Origin of the sequence: Brevibacillus borstelensis, assembly GCF_036700025.1 — a bacterium.
Lineage (GTDB): Bacteria > Bacillota > Bacilli > Brevibacillales > Brevibacillaceae > Brevibacillus > Brevibacillus borstelensis.
Genome location: NZ_CP144922.1, coordinates 1,124,340 through 1,145,743 on the forward strand (window position 1 = coordinate 1,124,340; position 21,404 = coordinate 1,145,743).

The 21,404-nt window shown below is 51.6% G+C and carries 22 protein-coding genes and 1 pseudogene; 12 read left to right on the forward strand and 11 right to left on the reverse strand.

The window, feature by feature from the left end; genetic code table 11:
• Positions 1–215: 215 nt before the first annotated feature.
• The 3 genes from V5G20_RS05210 to V5G20_RS05220 all read left to right on the forward strand — a co-directional run bounded on the left by V5G20_RS05210 (position 216) and on the right by V5G20_RS05220 (position 4,575).
• Positions 216–2,498 carry a DEAD/DEAH box helicase gene (locus V5G20_RS05210; protein ID WP_172920410.1) on the forward strand — a complete coding sequence of 761 codons (2,283 nt, stop codon included), beginning with the start codon at positions 216–218 and terminating at the stop codon, positions 2,496–2,498.
• The gene (locus tag V5G20_RS05215) at positions 2,488–3,984 is read left to right on the forward strand and encodes a ribonuclease H-like domain-containing protein (protein ID WP_327927257.1); all 1,497 of its coding nucleotides are present in this window, start codon (positions 2,488–2,490) and stop codon (positions 3,982–3,984) included. Before V5G20_RS05210 ends, V5G20_RS05215 begins: the two co-directional genes overlap by 11 nt.
• 69 nt (positions 3,985–4,053) lie before the next feature.
• A complete protein-coding gene (locus tag V5G20_RS05220) occupies positions 4,054–4,575 on the forward strand; it encodes a hypothetical protein (protein ID WP_338463208.1) in 522 nt (173 codons plus the stop codon).
• 132 nt (positions 4,576–4,707) lie between these two features.
• Here the strand turns inward: V5G20_RS05220 and V5G20_RS05225 are convergent, their stop codons facing one another.
• The 3 genes from V5G20_RS05225 to V5G20_RS05235 all read right to left on the reverse strand — a co-directional run bounded on the left by V5G20_RS05225 (position 4,708) and on the right by V5G20_RS05235 (position 6,279).
• Positions 4,708–5,166 carry a GNAT family N-acetyltransferase gene (locus V5G20_RS05225; RefSeq protein ID WP_003390019.1) on the reverse strand — a complete coding sequence of 153 codons (459 nt, stop codon included), beginning with the start codon at positions 5,164–5,166 and terminating at the stop codon, positions 4,708–4,710.
• Positions 5,167–5,255: 89 nt separating this feature from the next.
• Positions 5,256–5,741, reverse strand: coding sequence for a MarR family winged helix-turn-helix transcriptional regulator (locus V5G20_RS05230; protein WP_172920407.1), 486 nt, complete (start codon positions 5,739–5,741; stop codon positions 5,256–5,258).
• 73 nt (positions 5,742–5,814) lie between these two features.
• Positions 5,815–6,279, reverse strand: coding sequence for a TetR/AcrR family transcriptional regulator (locus V5G20_RS05235; RefSeq protein WP_338463211.1), 465 nt, complete (start codon positions 6,277–6,279; stop codon positions 5,815–5,817).
• Between the two features lie 555 nt (positions 6,280–6,834).
• On the opposite strand from V5G20_RS05235, the gene ltrA reads away from it, so the two are divergent.
• Complete coding sequence (gene ltrA / locus V5G20_RS05240; protein WP_024985477.1) at positions 6,835–8,133, forward strand: group II intron reverse transcriptase/maturase; 1,299 nt, start codon at positions 6,835–6,837, stop codon at positions 8,131–8,133.
• Positions 8,134–8,621: 488 nt separating this feature from the next.
• Here ltrA and V5G20_RS05245 read toward each other — a convergent pair whose 3' ends face one another.
• The gene (locus tag V5G20_RS05245; RefSeq protein ID WP_024985538.1) at positions 8,622–8,963 is read right to left on the reverse strand and encodes an SRPBCC domain-containing protein; all 342 of its coding nucleotides are present in this window, start codon (positions 8,961–8,963) and stop codon (positions 8,622–8,624) included.
• A gap of 178 nt (positions 8,964–9,141) precedes the next feature.
• On the opposite strand from V5G20_RS05245, the gene V5G20_RS05250 reads away from it, so the two are divergent.
• Genes V5G20_RS05250 through V5G20_RS05260 form a run of 3 tightly spaced genes read left to right on the forward strand, consistent with a single transcriptional unit; the run spans position 9,142 to position 10,947 of the window.
• Positions 9,142–9,948: a MerR family transcriptional regulator gene (locus V5G20_RS05250; RefSeq protein ID WP_003390015.1), complete on the forward strand. Its 807-nt coding sequence runs from the start codon at positions 9,142–9,144 to the stop codon at positions 9,946–9,948.
• A complete protein-coding gene (locus V5G20_RS05255; RefSeq protein WP_227278035.1) occupies positions 9,920–10,633 on the forward strand; it encodes a DMT family transporter in 714 nt (237 codons plus the stop codon). Before V5G20_RS05250 ends, V5G20_RS05255 begins: the two co-directional genes overlap by 29 nt.
• Positions 10,633–10,947, forward strand: a complete 315-nt coding sequence (locus V5G20_RS05260) for a DMT family transporter (RefSeq protein ID WP_003390013.1) — start codon at positions 10,633–10,635, stop codon at positions 10,945–10,947. Before V5G20_RS05255 ends, V5G20_RS05260 begins: the two co-directional genes overlap by 1 nt.
• A 240-nt stretch (positions 10,948–11,187) precedes the next feature.
• Here V5G20_RS05260 and V5G20_RS05265 read toward each other — a convergent pair whose 3' ends face one another.
• Complete coding sequence (locus tag V5G20_RS05265; protein WP_003390011.1) at positions 11,188–11,769, reverse strand: GNAT family N-acetyltransferase; 582 nt, start codon at positions 11,767–11,769, stop codon at positions 11,188–11,190.
• Positions 11,770–11,868: 99 nt separating this feature from the next.
• On the opposite strand from V5G20_RS05265, the gene V5G20_RS05270 reads away from it, so the two are divergent.
• The 4 genes from V5G20_RS05270 (at position 11,869) to V5G20_RS05285 (ending at position 14,516) form a co-directional block, all read left to right on the forward strand.
• On the forward strand, positions 11,869–13,317 hold the full coding sequence (locus V5G20_RS05270; protein ID WP_172920404.1) for a PLP-dependent aminotransferase family protein: 1,449 nt from the start codon (positions 11,869–11,871) through the stop codon (positions 13,315–13,317).
• 91 nt (positions 13,318–13,408) lie between these two features.
• A complete protein-coding gene (locus V5G20_RS05275; protein ID WP_024985540.1) occupies positions 13,409–13,984 on the forward strand; it encodes a TetR/AcrR family transcriptional regulator in 576 nt (191 codons plus the stop codon).
• The gene (locus V5G20_RS05280) at positions 13,981–14,118 is read left to right on the forward strand and encodes a hypothetical protein (protein WP_155808075.1); all 138 of its coding nucleotides are present in this window, start codon (positions 13,981–13,983) and stop codon (positions 14,116–14,118) included. Before V5G20_RS05275 ends, V5G20_RS05280 begins: the two co-directional genes overlap by 4 nt.
• Entirely contained in the window at positions 14,115–14,516 is a 402-nt protein-coding gene (locus tag V5G20_RS05285; RefSeq protein ID WP_024985541.1) for a DUF5360 family protein, read from the forward strand. The genes V5G20_RS05280 and V5G20_RS05285 overlap by 4 nt, the downstream gene beginning before the upstream one ends.
• 23 nt (positions 14,517–14,539) lie before the next feature.
• Here the strand turns inward: V5G20_RS05285 and V5G20_RS05290 are convergent, their stop codons facing one another.
• Positions 14,540–14,830, reverse strand: coding sequence for a hypothetical protein (locus V5G20_RS05290; protein WP_024985542.1), 291 nt, complete (start codon positions 14,828–14,830; stop codon positions 14,540–14,542).
• A gap of 112 nt (positions 14,831–14,942) precedes the next feature.
• Between V5G20_RS05290 and V5G20_RS05295 the strand changes: the two genes are divergently transcribed.
• The gene (locus V5G20_RS05295) at positions 14,943–15,656 is read left to right on the forward strand and encodes a hypothetical protein (RefSeq protein ID WP_024985543.1); all 714 of its coding nucleotides are present in this window, start codon (positions 14,943–14,945) and stop codon (positions 15,654–15,656) included.
• Positions 15,657–15,759: 103 nt separating this feature from the next.
• On the opposite strand, the pseudogene V5G20_RS05300 reads toward V5G20_RS05295, so the two are convergent.
• The 5 genes and pseudogenes from V5G20_RS05300 to larA form a co-directional block, all read right to left on the reverse strand.
• A pseudogene (locus tag V5G20_RS05300) lies at positions 15,760–16,868 on the reverse strand (GerAB/ArcD/ProY family transporter).
• A gap of 61 nt (positions 16,869–16,929) precedes the next feature.
• Entirely contained in the window at positions 16,930–17,166 is a 237-nt protein-coding gene (locus tag V5G20_RS05305) for a hypothetical protein (protein ID WP_003390004.1), read from the reverse strand.
• 6 nt (positions 17,167–17,172) lie between these two features.
• Positions 17,173–18,372, reverse strand: a complete 1,200-nt coding sequence (locus V5G20_RS05310) for a Ger(x)C family spore germination protein (RefSeq protein WP_003390003.1) — start codon at positions 18,370–18,372, stop codon at positions 17,173–17,175.
• Between the two features lie 17 nt (positions 18,373–18,389).
• Positions 18,390–19,955: a spore germination protein gene (locus tag V5G20_RS05315; protein WP_422387990.1), complete on the reverse strand. Its 1,566-nt coding sequence runs from the start codon at positions 19,953–19,955 to the stop codon at positions 18,390–18,392.
• 102 nt (positions 19,956–20,057) lie between these two features.
• On the reverse strand, positions 20,058–21,344 hold the full coding sequence (gene larA, locus V5G20_RS05320) for a nickel-dependent lactate racemase (protein ID WP_338463222.1): 1,287 nt from the start codon (positions 21,342–21,344) through the stop codon (positions 20,058–20,060).
• Positions 21,345–21,404: the final 60 nt, after the last annotated feature.

The window sequence follows — 21,404 nt, forward strand, 5'->3', positions numbered from 1 at the left end:
GAGACGAACGTGTCGCAAAACTGCAAGGGAAAAATCTCGTTGACGAAAGAGATTCATCTCCAGATTACCGATTTTAAAAAGGGTTGTCCACTTAAATGCTCGCGGATGTACAGCAGTTTAACGATCCGGACTGCGGCTTTTATTTTGATTCCAGGACTTCATGCATTTACAACCCGAACATTCATTCGTAAAATAAGTGAAAGAAGGTGAACGAGATGAAAATCAAAATGGATCTGGCGAAGATACTGGAAAACTTGAAACAGGATGAGCGTTTTCGCGCAAACATAGAGCACTGGAAGGTCATACCGCCCCGAGAAGCCGCTACCGTTCCTTTTCCTGATGATCTGGACCCGAGAATTCGGGGGGCTCTGGCGGGAAGAGGGATTCCTTCCTTGTACACCCATCAGGAGACGTCTTTTCGTCATGCCCGCGAAGGCAAGCACATCGTAGCCGTGACTCCTACCGCTTCGGGCAAAAGCATGTGCTATCACTTGCCTGTCTTGCAAACGCTGACAGAAAACCCGGAGGCACGAGCCCTTTACCTGTTCCCCACGAAGGCGCTGGCCCAGGATCAAAAAAGCGAGCTGCACGAGCTGATCGACGAGATGGGGCTGTCGATCAAGTCGGATACGTATGACGGCGATACCCCGGCGCAGATCAGACAGACGATCCGCAAAGCCGGCAATATCGTAATCACCAATCCGGACATGCTTCATTCTGCCATTTTGCCTCACCACACCAAATGGGTCTCCTTTTTTGAACATCTGAAATACATCGTCATCGACGAGCTGCATACATACCGGGGCGTTTTTGGAAGCCATGTGGCCAACGTAATCCGCCGCCTGAAACGGATTTGCGCCTTTTACGGGAGCAGCCCGCAGTTTATTTGCACGTCTGCCACGATCGCAAACCCTCGCGAGCTGGCAGAGCAGCTGACAGAGGAAAACGTCGTGCTGGTGGACAACAACGGCGCTCCGGCCGGAAAAAAGCACTTCATCTTTTACAATCCCCCTGTCGTAAACAAGCAGTTGAACATCAGGCGCAGCTCGACGCTGGAGGCCAGGGACATCACCGAGCTGTTTCTCACCAATGGCATTCAGACGATCTTGTTTGCCCGCAGCCGGGTCCGCGTCGAAATCCTGCTCAAATACCTGCAGGAGCTGATCAAGCGAAAGCTGGGCGAAAAGACGATTCAGGGCTATCGCGGCGGCTATTTGCCGAGCCAGCGAAGGGCGATTGAGAAGGGGCTTCGCCAGGGAGACATCATCGGTGTAGTCAGTACCAATGCGCTGGAGCTAGGGGTAGATATCGGCCAGCTCCAGGTATGCGTCATCACCGGATATCCCGGCTCGGTTGCGAGCACATGGCAGCAGGCCGGACGGGCAGGCCGCCGTCAGGGGGAATCGGTCGTCGTGCTGGTCGGCAGCTCTACGCCGCTCGACCAGTACGTGATCCAGCACCCGGAGTACTTTTTCGAGCGGAGTCCGGAGTCCGCGCGGATCAATCCGGACAACCTGATTATCCTCGTCGACCATATCAAATGCGCGGCGTACGAGCTTCCCTTTTCCAAAGGGGACCGTTTTGGACGAGCCGAGATTATGGAGATTCTGGAGTTTTTGACCGAGGAGCAGATCCTGCACCATGCCAAAGGAAAGTGGTTCTGGATGAACGATTCTTTCCCGGCCCACAACATCAGTCTGCGCTCGGCTTCCCAAGAAAACGTCGTGATCATTGACATTTCCGAGCGGGGCAACGAAAGGGTAATCGGGGAAATGGACCGCTTCAGCTCGATGACCCTCCTGCATGACGAAGCCATTTACCTGCATCAAGGGACGCAGTACCAGGTGGAAAAGCTGGACTACGAGGAGAAGAAGGCCTATGTCAGGGAAGTCCAGGTCGACTACTACACCGATGCCAACCTGGCTGTCCAACTGAGGGTGCTGGAGGAAGACCAGACGCGGCGGGCGGCCGAGACGGAATTTGCCTACGGAGAAGTCACTGTGAATGCGATGGCGACGATTTTCAAAAAGATCAAATTCGAGACGCATGAAAACATCGGCTCCGGTCCGATTCACCTGCCCGAGGAGGAGCTGCATACGAATGCCGCTTGGCTCAGCTTTTCCGAGCAGGTGATGAATGAAGTCGGGAAAAGCGAGGTAGAACGCGGTCTGGTCGGACTCGCGCACGTCCTGCAGCACGTCGCTCCGCTGTTCGTTATGTGCGACCGCATGGACCTCCACGTCATCCCGCAACGCAAGGCCATTCATTCCGGGGCACCGACGATTTTTCTGTACGACCGTTACCCTGGCGGCATCGGCTTGAGCGAGCAGGTGTACAAAGAGATGGATACGATTCTCGCGAGGGCCGAGGAGCTGATCCTCTCTTGTCCGTGCGAATCAGGCTGCCCGTCCTGTGTGGGCGCGGCGGAGGACGGTGGAAAGGAATTGGCGCGCACGCTCTTGCGGGTGGCGCAGGGAGGAAGTCTGCATGTCTCTTAAAAGCAAGCTGAATCGGTTCAAGGACCATTTGACCAAGGAAGCGCCTCAGCAGCAAGGGAGCCGGTTGAAAGATACCGGAAGAGCCGGGGGTATGTTGGAACCGGCGTCTTCCGGTCCGTTCGAGCCAGCGCCTTCCGCGGGGCATGAACCGGCGTCTTCCGGTCTATTTGAACCAGCACCTTCCGCAGCCCAGGAACCGACGCCCTTCAGTGCACCTCAACCAGCCCGCGGTACTGCACAACCTGACTCGGCGCCTGTCAATTCTCAGGCTAATATGGAAGAAATTCCGTTCATGGACAAATGGATGGAGCTGGGAGCCAAGCCGTACTTTTGGGAAGACGAGCATGTCATGGTACGGGAGGTGCGCTACCCGATCAGCCAGAGGCATGGCCATTATGCATTTGCCGGTTTGTACGAGACGATTGCGGCATGGGAGAGGGCCGGGTTTGAACACCCCCTGTCAGCATCCGGGAGATCAGTGGAGGACCTGCTGTTTTTCGATACGGAGACGACGGGGCTGCACGGCGGGACGGGAAACACGGTCTTTCTGCTCGGGCACAGCCGAATGGACGGCGAGAGCGTCATCGTCAGGCAGCATTTTTTGGCCGCTCCTTATTCGGAAGCAGCGCTCTACCGCTCTTTTTTGGAGGATTCGCAGACGGCTACCCACCTTGTGACGTACAACGGGAAGTCATTTGACTGGCCGCAGGTAAAGACCCGGCACACGCTATTGCGTGATCTTGTTCCCCGGCTTCCGGCATTTGGCCATTACGATTTGCTGCACGGAGCGCGGCGGTTGTGGCGGGAGGATCTGGAGTCTTGCCGGCTTTCCCTGATCGAGCGGGAAAAACTGGGCGTGGTGAGGGAAGACGATGTCCCGGGGTATCTGGCTCCTATCCGGTATTTTGACTATTTGACAGACAAAAACCCGGACACGGTGGCAGGGGTTTTGCGGCACAATGAAATCGACGTCCTTTCCCTGATCACGCTCTACATTCATCTGTCAGCACTCTTGCTGTCACACGAGCAGCAGGCCGACATCTCTGAGGAAGAGCGATTCAAGGTAGGGCGATGGTATGAAGCGCTGGGCGATACCGAGCGGGCCATGCAGGCGTACCGGCTCGTTGCCGACAGCGTTCATCCGCTTCGCGACAAGGCTCGTATCGCGATGGGGAGCTGTTACAAGAGGCAAAAGGACTGGCGCCGGGCTTTGCTGGTATGGGAGGGTCTCGGCAATTCCGGGGTCACTCTCCCGGAAGATGTGTTGATCGAGATGGCCAAGCTGTACGAGCATCAGGTAAAGGACTTGGAGAAGGCGCTTCTCTTCGCGGAAGCCGGGTATGACCGGTGGAAGCAGAAAGCGGCGCTGCTGCGCCGCAGGTCCAAAGCAGAGGAGGCAGCGTACCGCAAGCGGATCGAGCGGCTGGAACAGAAGCTGCGAACGCAGGCGGGCCCGGATCTGGATTACGGCGGCGGCCTGGTATAGTTTTCATTTTGGTACAAAAGCATAGCTGCTATTGTATAATGAACACAGAAGACTGGGGGAGTGTTTCGGATGTCTGATTTGGAAAACGTTTTGGACAGGATGTTTGCTGAATTTCAGAAGCTGACGAACCGCTTGGACCGGATGGAAACGAGAATGACGGAATTCCAGAGCAGCGTAGACCGGATGGAAACGAGAATGACGGAATTTCAGAGCACCGTAGACCGGATGGAAACGAAAATGACGGAGTTCCAGAGCAGCGTAGACCGGATGGAAACGAGAATGACGGAATTCCAAAGCACCATTGACCGGATGGAATCGAAAATAGTGGGGCTCGATACGAGGCTGACAGCGTTTCAAGGCAGCGTAGAACCCAAGCTGCAAGGTTTTGAAAGCTCTCTGGACCGCGTCGAATCGAGGCTGGACGACCTGCAAAAATCCGTAAACCGGATCGAACACTCCCAGCAGGATGAGGTACTGGGCATGCTCAAGCTTGTCAAAACGAAAACCGAAACACATGAGTCCAAAATCGACGTCCTCAACAAGCGTTTGCTCGAAGCAGAGGCGAAGCTGGAGAGAGTCGCTAATTTATAAATACACCTTAGGTGGACGATACAAGTTAGCAGGCGAAAATTCGAATCGCCCGCTACTCGCAATTACAAAAAAATGCAGCAGCAAATTCGGGTGCGAAAATACAATCCGAAACAGCTGCTGCCTGTTTTTTATTCACGGTAGCGCTTGTGTATCCGTCGGTTCCCCGCTCAGCAGTTTTTTGAGCAATACCTCGTCATCCACTGCATAGCCGCAGCGCTCATATGTCCGAATCGCAGCGGCGTTTTGTCTGCCAGTCAATACCTTCACTTCCGTGACTCCGCGCTGTTTCAGGTGCGTTTCCAAAAAAGCAATCAAGGACGCAGCCGCTCCTTTTCCCCGAGCGGACTTCTCCACATACAATTCTGTTATTTCTCCCAGAAGCTCCTCGTAACAGAATGATTGGAAGCGTTGTGCGCAGCCGAATCCGACGATTTTGCCATCGCATTCCGCTACGGCGATCAACTCGCTGCTCGTGCGCATGCTCTCGACGATTTCCGGTACAGGCCTCCTGTCGCCACCGTTGAACAGCTGGTTTAACCTGGCCAGCTCCTGTGCGTCGCTTTCTACTGCCAGTCTCGTTCTTATCTCCAAATCGAATCGCCTCCAAGCGCAATTTTCTGATCGGGTGGGATAGTCTTGCTCCTTTTCGATATGCGAAAAAGAAGAGGGAAATGGAAAGTCTAGTGAGCAGTATGGTTTAAATTGCAAATCAATTGGTCCAACACTTTGATCGCCGTCTTGTATTCTTCTTCCGTGATCCCCTGAAACACCTGTTTATCGAATTCAAAAAGAATCGCATCAAGTCTTGGAAATGCTTCGTTGCCTTCGTCTGTCAGTTCAAGCTCGGTAATGCCGAGCTCCGGCTTCTCTGTACGAATCATCCAGCCTCTTTGCACCAGGGAGTCAATGATGTCGTCCAATGTTTTCAAATCGACAAAGTCGTGAATCAGTTCGTGCAAGTCCTTCCTTGTTTTGACGCGTCCGTGGTATGTGTTGTTGAGGGCCTGCCAATGGGTGCGTGTTAAGCCCATAGGCGCGAACATGTCGTTGACGTTTTGCGTGATCAACTTATCAACCCGTTTCAAATACCAGCCGATCGGCTTTTCGGAATCGTGCGAGAAGTGCTTCCTTCTTTCCACTTTCCTCTGGAGCGGATTGTTTTCCATCATCATAACCTCCTCACTGACGTTGCGAAAGCAAATGATAGTTAGTACTAACTAACAACAACTGTTTTAAAAACTATGGCGTCAAAGCTCTGACAAATAACTGAACACTCGATTCGATAAATTCGTCGATGGAAATGCTTGTTATCAACTGGCCGCTGGTCAGGCTGCTTACAAATGCGCCGAAGTTCATCCACATGAAGGTCATGGCCTGGACCTCCGGGTCGGTTGTGATCATCAAGCCTCTTTTCTGCATGGCTGCGAAATAGTCCGTCAACAATTCTTTTAGCTGCTGTGGATGTTTGTTCGCCTTTTCCCGAAACCCGGGCAAATAATCGCCGTCTTTTAGCGCGATCATAACGATTTTTCGATTGCGACCCATGATCTGATGGTACGTTTTGCTGACGAGGAATAAGTCCGCTTGCAAGTCCCACACCAGTTCTTCGTCAAAAATCCGTTTCATCTCCACGGTATAGTAAAAGCGGTCGACTGCGGTTTCGAGAACCTTTTGCTTGCTGCCAAAGTGGCGAAACAGCGTCATCTCGCTTAAACCGGCCGCGGCCGAGATTTCTTTTGTGGAGCGTGCCCAGCAAGCCGTTAATTGCTAGTTGGTGAAAGTCCAACCGAGGCAGGAGCCAAGTCACCTCGTAGCTGACAGGCAACTGGTGGAGAAATCCTAAGGTTGAAGCCCTGTGACAAAGTAACTCGAAAGAGTGCGAGCAAATCAGCAGGCCGTAACATAAAGTGAATCCTGCAGCCTCGTTAAGAAAGACCACCGAGAGGTGGACAAAGGGAAGCCGAGCTTGTTTCATATGGGCGAAGGCCAAGGACGGTGTGGAGAACTTGGAATACAGCACCTATGAATCCCTCGGGGTATGGGGAGCGGTATGTTGAGAAAGTAGTTAACGGAACTGGGGAGACCCTACTCTGCACGCCCCGTCAGGAGCGTAAAACGGAAACCTATAACCGTAAGGGAAGTGGTGGATGGCAGAGAGGGAGTCGGAGGGGTTCATAGTACCGATGAACATAAGGACAACACAACCTTATGGAGGGAAGGAGCCCTGCTTTGTTCACGGGTCGAAGGAGGTAAGAGTGAGTGAATGCAAGTAAACTTGCTAACTACACCGATGTAAAAGCTCGACAACTTTGGACAACCCTATATCTTTGTGCCAAGGCAAACTCAAAACGGCGATTTCATGCCTTGTATGACAAAATCTACCGCCCGGATATTCTAGCGACAGCTTGGAGGAGAGTAAAAGCAAATAAAGGGAGCGGAGGAATCGACGGACAATCCATCGCACAGATTGTGGAGGAGTATGGGGAGAGCCGTTTTCTTAACGAGATCTATCTAGATTTAAAAGAAAAGCGGTATCGTCCACATCCGGTTCGTCGAACTTACATCCCTAAACCGGATGGCAAGAAACGTCCACTCGGCATCCCGACGATCAAGGATCGGGTGGTCCAAATGGCTACTAAGCTAGTCATTGAACCGATCTTTGAAGCTGATTTTCGGGACTGTTCTTATGGCTTTCGGCCAGGAAGAAATGCTCACCAGGCAATTGCACAGATACGCAAAGCAAGCAAGAGGTGTTATTGGGTCGTAGATGTTGACATTAAAGGGTATTTCGACAACATCAACCATGAGAAGTTGATGAAACTGGTCGAAATGAGAATCAGCGACAGACGTGTTCTGAAACTTATCCGACAATGGCTGCAGGCTGGGGTCATGGAAAATGATCAATTCCATGAAACAGAACTGGGAACTCCGCAAGGAGGGGTAATCTCGCCTCTTCTTTCAAACATCTATCTAAACTACATGGACACCATTTGGGAAAATCAATTCTCCCATCTTGGCACACTTATCCGCTATGCGGATGACTTCGTTATCATGTGCAGAACCAAACAAGAAGCATTGGAAAGCATTCAAGTGCTGATGGCTATTCTAAACAAGCTGGAGCTTAGTCTCAGTAAAGAGAAATCTAGACTCGTTAATATTTGGGACAATTCCACTGGGTTTGACTTTCTTGGGCTGCACCATCGCAAATTCCCCGTGTTCAACAAAGGGGGGAGCAAGGTATTTGCTATGTCTCATGTACCAGCTAAGAAAGCAATGAAGGAAATGAGACGTAAAATTAAGGAATACACTGCACCAAGGAACAAACTGTTTCTGTCTCTAGAAGAGCTAGTGAAAGGGCTAAATCGCAAGCTAAGGGGGTTCAAGAACTACTACTTCATCTCGCCCATCGCCAAACGATGGGCAAGACGGATAGACTGGTATGTGATTGAACGCCTTACAATCTTCTGCAACAAGAAAAGAAGCAAGCGGAATAAACATGCCGGAAAGCTGAAGGTCATACAAAACACGCAGGGTAGTTTATTGAAATTAGCCGGATAAAGTAAGCCGAATGCCAAAGAAAGAAGAACATCGGAAAGCCGTATGAGGGAAAACCTCACGTACGGTTTGATGAGGGGGAGCTGAAATGAGCAAGGCGACCATACGGTCGCCCGAAAGTTTCAGTTCTCTACTCTACAACGCCTTTGTAGCCTTTCTCGGCCATCAAATCGATGGCTGCCAACAAAATTTTGTCTCCGGTACTTAGATGCGGATTGCCCGAGCTCATATTTTCCCCCCTCTATCAATGTTAGCGAATACTAACGTGTTGCATGTTCATCATAAACCATTTTTCAAGAAGAGAAAAGAATCAAAAGAAATTCTGCTTCTGATCACACCGGTGTTTATAACAATACGAGTACGAACCGATGCCGTAGCGCTTTGCTTTGCACAAACAGGCACCCGTAAAAAGGCCGCCCTCCGCTGGCCGGAAAGGCGAGGGGAGGACGACAGGGGGGGAAGCTTTAAACCATGGTTTGGCTATGCAGTACTTACTTTTGCTTCTCCTTCATTTCCCGATGCAGCGAGCCTACGTTTTCCGCAAGCTTGTCGAGCGACTGGTTCATGCCGATTACGGCGTATTCGGCCATTTGACCCGGCGTCCAACCGGATTCGGTAATCGTCAGTTCGGTTTGCTCGCCCAGAGCTTTAAATTCGATCACAAATTCAATTTCCTTCGGGTAGTCCGGGACGCCTGCCTGAGCGGGATCGATGATGTTTCCGTCCTTGTCGGCCATGCTCTGCGTGAATTCGATACGCTCCATCGGCACAATTTTCTTGTAGAAGCCGGCGGAGTACAATTCATGTCCGCCGTGGTCTTCCGGAGCCCGCATGCAAAATACGTATTTCCCGCCTTCACGGAAGTCAATTTCGCAGTGTGGCGAATTATTTCAGGGACGGTTGGAGTCTCTTGGATGAGAATGTGCTTTTGAAAAAAATTTGACCCTAACGCATACGTCAGGGTTTATTGTAAATAGCAGGAAGCGGAATTCTTTCGTGGAGGTATCTGCGATGTACAGTGTCGGTGAGCTGCGCAAGAGGACAAATATCTCGGTGAGAACCTTGCATTATTACGATGAATTGGGCTTGCTGAAACCGTCCAGGGTAACCGAGACGGGGTACCGGTATTACTCAAAAGAGGATGTATTGAAACTGCAGCAAATCACGGCTCTCAAAAAGCTCGGATTTCCGTTGTCGCGCATCAAGGACATTCTCAATGCCGAGGATGCGCTCCCGGCCGAAATACGCTGGAAAAAGGCGATCCGGGGACAAATCGGTACGATCAGGGAAGAAATGGAGCGATTGCGGCGCTTGGAGCGATTGCTGTTTCACACCCTGTATTCGATCGAAATCACGGGCGATTTTCGCACCGACGACATTTTTTCGTTTATTCAGGCGATGCAGCCTGAGAAAGAGCCGAGCAACGACGAATCTCGCGAGCAATTTTTCAATGAGCATTTTACGCCGGAGGAAATCGAGGTTATTGACGGATTGCCGACATTCGATACAGACGATCCGAAGGCCGACGAATGGGTCAAGCTGCTGAGGGACATCCGGGACCATATGCACGAGCCTCCGCAATCACCTGTCGCACAGCGCCTGGCAAAGCGGGTTATGGATTGCGCGGAAGCATTTTTCGGAGGCAATACGGAGGTGATGGAAAAGTATTGGGAACTGATCAGGCCTTCGCCTGGCGATGCTCCCGTCGTTTACGGCCTGGATTACAAGCTGATGGCCTATATCGATCAAATCGTTGAGTGGTACGAGAAAGAGAGAGGAAAGGAGAGGGATGAGCAGGATGACCGTCGGCGATCATGAGTACGGGAAACAACAATGGAGATATTGGCGATGGCATTTTGCTGTTTTTGCGGCCGCTCACTTCGGAATGGCCTACATGTTTGGGCTTGCCCCTGCTTCCGGGCCTTCGGGCAATCCCTATATCGAACAGATCGTGAACTGGATCATGTACCGGGAGCCTGATTTGTACCGGGAAGCCCTCGGCAATCAAATCAGCTCCGTCTGGACGACGATCATGACCATCCACACGCTGTGGGCTTTGTGGTTTGCTTTCTTTCCGAAAAAGCGGGCAGTCAATCCTATGCCTGCCCCATCGGCAGGTTTCCAAGCCGCAAATAAAGAGGCATCGAACCAAAGAGCCGCGGAAAAAACGCTATCGCATGGCAGGGCATGGGTATACGTCCTCATGGGAGGCATACTCGAAATCGTATGGGCTGTCAGCTTCAAGACCGGATCGATCGGTCTTCATACGCTGATCGCGATTTTTGCCAGCTTCGATCTTCTCATCCGGGCCGCCAAGGTATTGCCAGTCGGCACCGTTTATGCGGTTTTCGCCGGTATCGGCTCAGTAGGCACAATCCTGGCGGGAGCGCTCTATTTGAAAGAACCGCTTTCTGCGGTCAAGGTGATTTTCGTTCTGCTGCTTGTCGTGTTTATCATCGGTCTGAAAGCTTCTGAAACGCGCAGTGTAAAGGGGGACGGATAATGGCATGGGCTTATTTGATTTTGGCGGGGCTGCTTGAGATTATCGGCGTGATCGGGATCAAAAAAGTCGCCGAGCATAATAGCTGGAGCAATAATCTCCTTCTGTACGGCGGCTTCTTTGCCAGCTTCAGTCTGCTGACGCACGCGATGCAAGAAATCCCGTTATCCGTGGCTTATACCGTTTGGACGGGTATCGGGACACTCGGGTCTGCGGCCATCGGTATGGTGTTTTTCCGCGAACCGCGAAGCCGACTGCGGCTGTTTTGCATGGCGGGAATTATCGTGACTGTTCTTGGACTGAAACTGGCAGATTGAAACTGCTCACGCTTGTGGAGAGGGGCCATGGGCAACTGGCGGTCCATCGGTCGGCAGGACTCGGCGGCAGTTGCCACCCAGGCCCCACCTTGAAAAATAAAAGGGTAACCCCGTACAAGAGAAACGGGTTTATCCTTTAAAAGTAACATATCTGTACAACAGAGCCCCAATTAGCTGAATTGCCACATAAAAGAGCGCTGGATTGCCCGCCATATAATCGTTTCGACAGCTTGAAAAAACTTACGCCTGGGGAGTGGGAGCCCCGTATTTCTCCCGGTATTCGCGGGCCAGCATGCTCATCATGACGGAATCGTGGTACTGGTGATGGTAATAGAGAGCCTCGCGCTGGACGCCTTCCTGTTTAAACCCGATCTTCTCATAGGCGCGGATGGCTCGTTCGTTGTAGGAAAACACGTTGAGCTCGATCCGGTGAAGATTGAGGATGCCAAAGCCGTATCCGAGCAGCAGGCGCATTGCCTCGCTTCCAAAGCCTTTGCTCTGATGCTGCAGTTCGTTGATGGCGATGCGAATATTGCAATTCCGATTGACCGGATCGATCGATTGGAGCGCAATGTCGCCGATCACTTCGTCATTGTCCCGCAGGGCGATGAGCAGCAGCAGGTTGGAAGAATCCTGGGACTTGGCGTCGAGGTAGCGGTGAATCTGTTCGCGGGTAAAGCTGCGCTGTGTACCGGTCAGTCGGCGGGTTTCCGGATGAAAGAGCGTGCCAAAGTACAGATCGGTATCTGCCAGCTCGACAGGGCGAAGGTAGACGCGTTCGCCTTCGAGGAACCGGACAGGCTTGTTTGCGGATGTATGCATGATTCGATGCCTCCTTTTGATACCTTACAATAGCGAAAATGTGTATACTTGGAAATGGACAGTTTCGCAAAAAGTAAAAGGACAGATGGAGGTTCACCGATGCTTTTCGCACCGCAGTTGGACGATTCCAGCCGGATTCCCCATTACGTACAAATTTACGAGCAGATAAAGCGGCAGATTATCGCAGGGGCGTTGTCCGAGCATGTCAAGCTGCCTTCTGTCCGCAAGCTGGCTGATCTGCTGGGACTCAGCACGACCCCGGTGGAAACGGCGTACCAGCAGCTAGTCGCGGAAGGCTTTATCGCCAGCAAGCCAAAAAGCGGCTACTACGTTCAGCCACTGGCCGATCAGCAGGTGGAGAGAGCAGAGGAGAGGGAAACAAAATTGACCGTCCCTCGCTTGCAGCATCGGGATGCATCCTCGTACCCCTATGACTTTCACCTCTCGAAAAACGATTTTTCCCACTTCCCCTTTGCCCTGTGGCGGCGGCTGTTCAACAGAGTGCTGCGGCATGAACACCTGGACCTGCTTTTTTACGGAGACCCCCAGGGGGAGTATGGACTGCGAACCGAGCTGGCCCGTTATCTGCGCCAGTTGAGAGGCGTCTCGTGTTCACCTGAGCAGATCGTGATCGGGGCTGACCAGCACGGGCTACTGACCTTGCTCGCTCTGCTCCTGAAAGCTCGCGTGGCCCGCGTCGGAGTCGAGAATCCGGGTTATCCGTTGATCGCATCGACCTTCCGCCAAAACGGCTATGAGGTGATCCCCGTCTCGCTGGAGGAGGATGGCCTGAATGTAAACGAGCTGGCAGAGAGCGGCGTCGAGCTGGTCGCGGTTTCGCCGTCCCACCAGTATCCGCGGGGAATGATCATGCCGATCGCCAAACGGCTGCGCTTGCTGGAATGGGCAAAGAAGACGGACGCCTACATTATCGAGGACGATTATGACGGCGAGTTCAGGTATCACGGAAGGCCGGTTCCCTCCCTTCAGGGCCTGGTGCAGGGAGCCAATGTGATCTATATGGGCGGCTTCTCGCAGGTGCTGGCCCCGGCCATTTGTACCTATTACATGGTCCTGCCGGAGTCTTTGCTTGAGTCCTACGACCTTTTGCTGAGAGAGCTGCTGCTGGAGCAGTCCTCATCTCCTCTGCATCAGAAAACGCTGGAGCTGTTTATGCGGGAGGGACATTTCGAAAAGCATGTGCGCCGGATGCGCAATGTCTATCGGAAAAAGCACGACACGCTGGTTCAGGCGGTCCGGAAGCACATGGGGGAGCGGACTGTAGTGATCGGAGAGGACGCCGGATTTCATGTACTGCTGAAAGTCCAGCACCAAGTGGAGGAGAGGGAGCTTTCCCGGATGGCGAAGAAGGCCGGAATCAATATCGCCTCAGCAGCCTATACGTGGATGACGCCTCGTACGGAAACGACCGAAAAAGAATTTATCGTAGGCTTTTCCGGCATTGAATTGGAGAAAATCGAGCCGGGTATCCGCAAACTGGCCGATGTTTGGTGGGGGCAGTGTTCCAAGTTTGCTTCCAAATCTTGACGCAGAGCTTGATTTGGGAGTAAACTGCTCCTTGATAGGAAAATATGAAAAACAAAATCGTTTCCTGAATTTTCGAGAGGGGGCAGGAATCGTGCAGGAGAGAATCATTCAGCTGGCCATTCGGGAAATCCACACCAAAGGGCTCAAGTTTACGATGGCGGAGCTTGCACGGCAAGCGGGGATGAGCACGAAAACGCTGTACGGGTACTTTTCCTCCAAAGAAGAACTGATCTCCGTGATCATTGAGCGCGGAGTCAAAGAGCTGCAGCAGAAGGAAGCCGAGATTATCGGGCGTACGGACATCGATCTGACGGAAAAACTGAAGCTTTTGCTGGCACTTGTCCCCAGCGGCTTTGGCAGCACCCATATCCGTCTGTGGTACGAGCTCAAGCGGTACTACCCCGAGCAGTGGGCGCTTGTTGAGGATTGTCTTCAAAACGAGTGGGAGCATGTGCGGAATATTCTTGAGCGGGGAATGGCCGAGGGAACATTCCAGCGGGTGAGCATTCCCGTCTTTATTCATATGTATATCGGATCGCTTGAGCATCTGGTGGATCGCCAGGTCGTAGAGGAGACAAACATGACGATGGCAGATGCCCTGGACGCGATGATTGAGATATTGCTGCACGGGATTGCGGGCGGCGGGAAAAAGGAGGGGCAGCGATGAGGTGGGTGGACTTGTCTGGCGCCATTTGTTTGGAAGTTGCGGGTATCTCCGGGCAAATCGCAGGTACCACCGGGCAAATCGCAGGCACAGCGGAGGGCCTCGCGGATGTCTCCGGGGAGGTATGCGTGAAATGAAAGCGCTAAGACCTTTTTTCTGGTTGACCGACGTCGGCTTTCTCGTTTACTGGAGCATTGTCTTCCTCGAATGGCTCCCTCCCGAGTACCTCTATCCGGATTACGCCAATCCGCTGATGGTGGCCTGGAATCTGTCGTTTTTTCCCCTGGATCTTTTCATTTCCATTACGGGATTGACGAGTCTGTATTTTTATCATGCAAACCGAAACTGGCGTCCCATGGCGCAAGTTTCGCTCGTCCTGACCTTTTGCTCCGGCCTGCAAGCCATCGCCTTTTGGGGGTTCAAAGGGGACTTCGATCCCGCCTGGTGGCTCCCCAATCTGTATTTGCTCTTGTATCCCTTGTTTTTTTACCGTCTGTTTGCGGGGAAACAGCTAGACTCCGCGGCCTCCCAGTAATGCGTTTCCGGGAGATATGGCCGCTATATCTCATCCTGTTTCATATGTTTTTTGATAAACCGGAAGAAACCCACGGCACACATCACGATAATCGCCGCCCAGGTGAACAAAAAGGCGATGCCGAGGCCGATATTGGCTCCGACCATGTCGTTGGAACGCTCATAGAGCAAGGTGAAAACAAGCGGGCAGGCAAGCGCGATATAAAGGATAAAAAAGGAAAGAGACTTTGTCGTCGTTTTCTTCTGAATGGTAAGATAAACAAAGATATGGGAAACAAGCAAGAGGATAAACGTGACAACCGTCAACAGCAGCATGCGGCAGAGCCTCCTCGAGTCTTTCTTTATCTGGGTTGTGCCCTCGAGTACTACCATAGCCAAAAACAAGCGTTCAAGCAAGCGCAAAGGAGAGTGGAGGGGGAGTGAAACGATGAAGCACGGCAGCGATACCCTGCTGATCGTCAGTTTGCTCGGGTACGGAACAACGCTGCTCCTGTTGGCCTTGATCTGGTTCCGTACACCAAAAGAGAGGGAGCCGCTTCTGTTTGTAAAACTGATGGGCTATACCTTGCTTGCGATGTTCCGTTTTTCGTTCAACCAGCTTTCGATGCCGCTCGGACTGATCGCCGCCATTCTTCTGGTGAAGCGAACGAATGGAAACAAGAAGGCGAAGCTTGCGGCCGTCTGGCTGGGGGGAATCATGTTTCTGGCAGGCTTTTTGCCAGTGGCAGACTGGATCGAAAACACGCTGTACCCGCGTACAGAGATGTCTACCTATTTGCATGAGGATTTGACGGGGAAAGGTTTTGCTATGAATGTTGCCAGTTCGGACATGCGACGCTTTTACAGCAAAACCGAAAAAGACGAGAGCGGGCGGAAGCTGTATGCCGCTCTGCGGGAATCCCGCTACATCGAGGGCTTGCCTCTGCGGGAGCGGATGGATGAGGAATACGAGCTAAAATTGTTTCAGGATACAGATAACAGGGACAACCGCTTCAAACATCTGGAGTTTCGGGTCGCCTCTGACGGATCGTATCTGAAGCTTCGATTTGAGGACAGCCAGTATGTTTTTCGGGCGTCACGGGAGTTTCAGCAGTTGTTTCAACAGATGGTGGCGGAAGAGCGTGAAAGCAGCGATGAATAGGGTCGGGAATCAGTACAGAAGCTTTGGGCTTAGGACTGTACTGAGTGGATGGAACATGCATGGACGGAACATCATGGACTCCCAACGAATCGTGCGTTGGTCCTTAGTCCTTCTGCTCCATGGAAAGAGGCGCTTCGGATTTTCCCCGGATCAAGGCCACCAGCAGCAACAATAAAGGGAGCAGCAACAGAAACGTATACGCATAAGAAAACCAAATTTTTGGTACGAACTCAAGGAGTTTGGTAATGTTCGGGTAAGCCAAAACGGATAGTGCGACCATTAAGACGCCCAAAGGCACCGTTAATGGCTTATAGGTCCTCAACTCAAGACTTTGAGCCAGTCCCAACGCCGAAACATAAAAGGTAATCGTCGTTTTGATAAATATGGACAAAAACCAAACGCCAGCCAAAAGCACTTCCACACGCTCCAAAAAGTTGCCTATACTGATTTTCTTGGCCAGCACAAAGGACGGATAAATATTTCTCGCTGTAAAATCCGAGCCAAGAACGAGTATGCATAAAGCCGTTATGATGATCAAAATGACACCACCCGCGGCAGCGCCCAGCAAGAGTGAATGCAGAACTTTTTTCGGGCGATTGACAAACGGGAGCAACATCAGAAAACAGACGAATTCTTGCAGACTTGAAAATTGTATCCCCGCTCCAAGCAGCGGCTTTATTCCGCCTTCCGTAACAGGCTCCAATTGGTTGATCTCGATTTCCGGCAGCAGTGTGAAGGTCAGAAAAAGCAGAGACACAAATATCCAGGGAAAAAATATTTCCGTGGTCCTGGCGATGACCTCAAGTCCGTATCGCGTTGCGATCACAACCACCATACTGAAGGAAATCAGTATAACTTCTACGGGGGTTTCAGGCATCACGTTTGACACGATGAAGTTTCCCAGATCACGAACCATCAGTGCCGAAAGAAAAATGAAAAATGAGAAAAACAACAAGGAGATCAATTTTCCCGGCCATTTTCCCAAAATTTTCTCGCTGTATTGGGCCAAGGTCATGGAAACAGATTTCCCAAAGCAACATACATAACAATCAACACCAAATCGATAACAATACCGATAATGGCTGCGATCCAGGCGTTTTGTTTCGCTTCCAGCGCCAATGGAGACGGTCCCAGCAAAAAGGAGGTGCCCATCGTAAAGGCAATCACAAGAACCGTCAATTGACGTATGTTGATTTTTCCTTGTTCCAGCATGGTACTCACCTCTCATTTCTGCCATTGTCTTTGCTGGAATGAACAATTGGAGAAAAGGCTGTTACTCTTTAAATAGAGACAGGATCCCGTCACTGACCGGTTTGTAAATAAAGGTAATCATTTCGCTAAGACTCGGAACCGGCACATGCAGCACTTGGAGGACACCGAGCGTGATCCCGGCCGTTAACAAGAGGGAAAATGCCCATGCTTCCTTGACGAACCTGTTTTTGACTAAAGCCGGCACCTCCATGCAGGCAATGATCATTCCCACCGCAATGATGGCTGCAGCTTTCAACATGTTGATCTACTCCTCTTTCGTTTCCAAGTACGAATTGCTGATCGTGCCAAGGCCCCGGATGTTGAAATCTACACGCATGTCAACATCCAAGCCGACAAATTCCTCATCCCAATTCTGTTTTGCCTTCTTCCAAAATCCCGGCTCCGCCCGGTGAACAGCTTCCCCAAACCCGAAAATATCCGCTTTGTACTTATGCTGAGCTTTTGAAATGGCTTGCTGCATAAATCCCTTTATTTTTTCCGCCGCTTTCGCTTCAAGGCCCCGAATCGTTTTGTCCTTGGCCAAATCCATATTGCATTGTACTTCACTGATATTTGCTTCCACGCGGACTTCGATGGCTACTTCCGGTTTTTTTCGCACGACTTTTCCCTTCATCTCGCTGTTGGTGCGGATGATTTCCAGCGCTATATTTCCGCCATTGGGACAAGCAACATATTCTGCTGTGCTTTTTACCTCATTTTGAATGTAATTGTATCCCTTGGATTCTTCCTCATTGAGCCAGCCTACGAGCTTGTCTTTTTTAAACACAGCCAATCCTTCGTACCTCAAGAGAGCGCGCGAGTCTATTCGCTGCATATTTTCTTTGGTCCCGGCAATATCCTTCGCTCCGTCAAGTGTAATGCCAGTCAGGACCGGATGCTTCCCTTCGCTGGTCATGTCCGATATCAACTTGTCGAGGGTCGCTTTTCCTGTTGCCGCCCAGGCAGTATTTGACGACTGCAAAGAATGGAACATTTTATTGGCAGGAATTTTTTCAAGCAAAGTCAGGGTTTTCAAAATTTCTTCGGCGGTTGCATCCTTTGAAACAACGAGAAAAAAATCGGTTCTGAATTCGTGGTCTCTTGAAAGAAAGTCCAACACTTTTGCAATTCCTTCTTCGGCTACCTCTTTGCCCAGCACAATTACTTGCATATGGGACAAGTAAATTTTGCGGGGCGATTTTGTCGTTGTTCTTCGCAATGCTTCAAAAATACTCGTCCCTTGTGTAGAGTAGGTAATTACGGGAGCGGTGTCCGTACCGGCTCTTTGTGCTGCCACCGCGCCGGGATTCACAATTTGGATGGATACCAGATAGTCGTTGTCTTTCTTGTCAACCCCCATGGCAACAGCGATTGCCAGCTCGTTTAATTCCCTTCTGTTCCAACATCCGGTCAAAACAACGAGAAGCAGCAGGAATAGGCATGCCATGGTAATAGGTTTACGCAACCGAATCGCTCCCTCTCTTAAGAATTTTGCTTGGATTCTGGATGTGGATGCTCGTTGTTTTCGCGAATGGTATCGTTTTGACTGATCGCTCTCGGACGTGAAAACAATGCCCATAGCGGCAAGCGGAAAAGCGTATCCTTCTGTTCAGCCAGATGAAAAGGAGCAAATGGACTCATGTACGGAGCTCCAAAGGAGCGCAGGCTGCACAGATGGAGAACGATGACAATGACGCCCAGGATGATGCCATACAGACCAAAGGATGCCGCCAAGGCCATAAGGCCGAAGCGCAACATCCGAATCGAAATTCCCACGCTGAATGCCGGGATGACGAAATTCGCAATGGCTGTAATGGCGACGACAATGACCATTGCCGGAGAGACGATGCCCGCTTCTACCGCGGCTTGACCAATGACCAATGTTCCGACGATCGATATGGACTGACCGATCGCCCGCGGCATTCTGACGCCTGCTTCGCGGAGGATTTCAAAGGTAATTTCCATAAGCAGCGCTTCCACAAAAGCGGGAAAAGGTACACCCTCGCGCTGCGATGCCAAGCTTATGAGCAGGCGGGGTGGGATTATTTCCTGGTGAAAGGTGGTGATAGCAATATACATGGAAGGTACAAGCAGGGATATAAACAGCGATATATAGCGGATCTGGCGGATTAGAGTGGCAAAATCCCAACGTTGATAGTAGTCTTCACTCGCTTGAAGAAATTGTGCAAACAGAGCGGGGACCATGAGGACGAAAGGGGTTCCATCGACTAAGATCACGACCCTGCCCTCCAACAAACCCGCCGCCGCCGCATCGGGCCGCTCAGTATTATGTACAGTGGGAAAAGGAGTGAACGTTTTGTCCTGGATGAGCTCTTCAATGTACCCGCTTTCCAGTATTCCGTCAATGTCGATTCGCTTGAGCCTGTCTCGCACTTCCTGCACGATCTTCTCGTTGGCAATCCCCTTGATGTACATGATGGCTACATCGGTTCTCGTCACTCGGCCGATTTGAATCGTTTCCAGCCAGAGATGAGGGTCTTTGATCCTTCTGCGGATTAAAGCGGTATTGGTCCGAAGTGTTTCGGTAAAAGACTCTCTGGGGCCGCGTACAACTGTCTGTGCGGCGGGCTCTGAAACTCCTCTGTCTTTCCATCCTCTGGAGCTTGCCGCGATCCCGCAGGGAGAACCATCGACCAGGATGACAGCATCTCCCGATAGCAGGAATGCAAACAAGTCATCAAAATCAGAGACTTCGTTGGTGTCGGAGACGGTAAGTGCAAAATCCCGCAAAACACGAGACACATGCGAACGGTCGGATATCTTGAGATCAATCTCCGTTTCTTTGATCGCAAGCATCAAAGATTCCAGAATAAAATCAGTGATCACTTTTTTATCGGCGAGCCCTTCCGTGTAAAGAATGGCCATTTTTATTTCTGATCGGCCAATTCTGACTTCTCGTATGATAATGTCAGTGCTGCCCCCGCTTATTTCCCTGATCCGCTTTAGATTCGCATCAAGGTAAGCCTGCAGCGGCTCTTTGCGAAGAGAACCGCATTGTTCCACGTCCAGCCGCCTCCGTTCTCCCATCAGTCTTGTAGGTAAGCCAAAATACAGCAAACAAAAAAAGGAATAGGGAAATTTCCCCTATCCTTACTATTTCCACTTTTTATTTGTCTAAACAGTCAAAAATCAAAAAACGGTTTGCAGATGATCGTCTTCCTCCACATACGGAATCGTCAACGGCCCGAGCGGGAGCACAGCCACCGTCATACCTTCTCCATACTTCTCCTTCAACTCCTCCAAGGTCTTCTCGATGTCATGGGTCGGGGTGAACATGGCCATCCTCACATCTTCATCGGAGAGCGTGGAGTAGACGTGCACATCGGCCCAGACCTGGATCACCGCCTGCTTTTGCACCTGCCACTGATCGAATATTTTAAACGAAGGATCATTGATCATGTCCAGGATTTCCTGCGGTGTCTTGCGCATTTTCAGGATGTCGGCGTAGTTGCCGTGATTGGGCAGGCCGTCGGAGCATTCCGAGGCACAGATGATCGTGCCGCCCTTCTTGACGATCTTGTGCGCCGCGCTCATCCCTTTTACCGCTTGATACAGGTTTTGATCGAGCGGGTAGCCCGAGTTGGAGGTAATGACGACATCAAACCGGTGGCCGCAGCGGATCATGGCGTGCTCCTTGGAGAAAGCGCAGCCCCGGTCATGCGCTTCGTACAGCTCGCCAGCAAAGACGGCGGTGATTTCCTTCTCGCGGTTCAGGGTGACGTTGAGCATGAAGTCGGGCTTGCACATGCTGTTGATCTCCCGCGTCATGTCCTGCACCGGATTGTTTACCATGTTGCCCCAGGTGGACAGCGGATCGCCGATCATTCTGGCATTGTGAAACGTGAGGATGGTCTCGATTCCGGCAATGCCCGGCATAATCCCTTTGGGCCCGCCGGAAAAACCGGCGAAGAAATGGGGCTCGATAAAGCCGGTGACGATTTTAAAGTCGGCCTCGACGTACTCCTTGTTCAGGTAGACGTCGCAGCCAAAGCGGCTTTCGCCCACCTTGACGAGCTCCTCCTTCTCATGGCAATGGTGGTTGATGACTCGTACATGTTCGACTACCCAGTCGCCCAGCATCTGGACGAATTCGTCTCTCGTCTGGTCCCGGTGGGTGCCCGTGCCGTTGATCACGACGAAATTTTCCAGCGGCACATGGGACAGCTCCTTCAACAGCCAGGGGACGAGCTTGTGATTGGGGGTAGGGCGGGTGATGTCGCTGATTACGATCGCCACTTTGTCTGTGCTTTTAACCAACTCGCGGAGAGGGGCGCTTCCGATCGGATTGCGGAGCGCTTCCAGTACCGCTGCTTCCTCGTCCGCCAGTCCGGGAAGATTTTTTGGCTCCAGGATGAGGGAGTGATCAGGCACTTCTACTTCCAGTCCGTGCTTGCCGTACAACAATGTCGTTTTCATGTTTCTCTCCTTTTCAACACGTATTTGTCATGATTGTCTTGATCCGAAAGGTGAAACGCC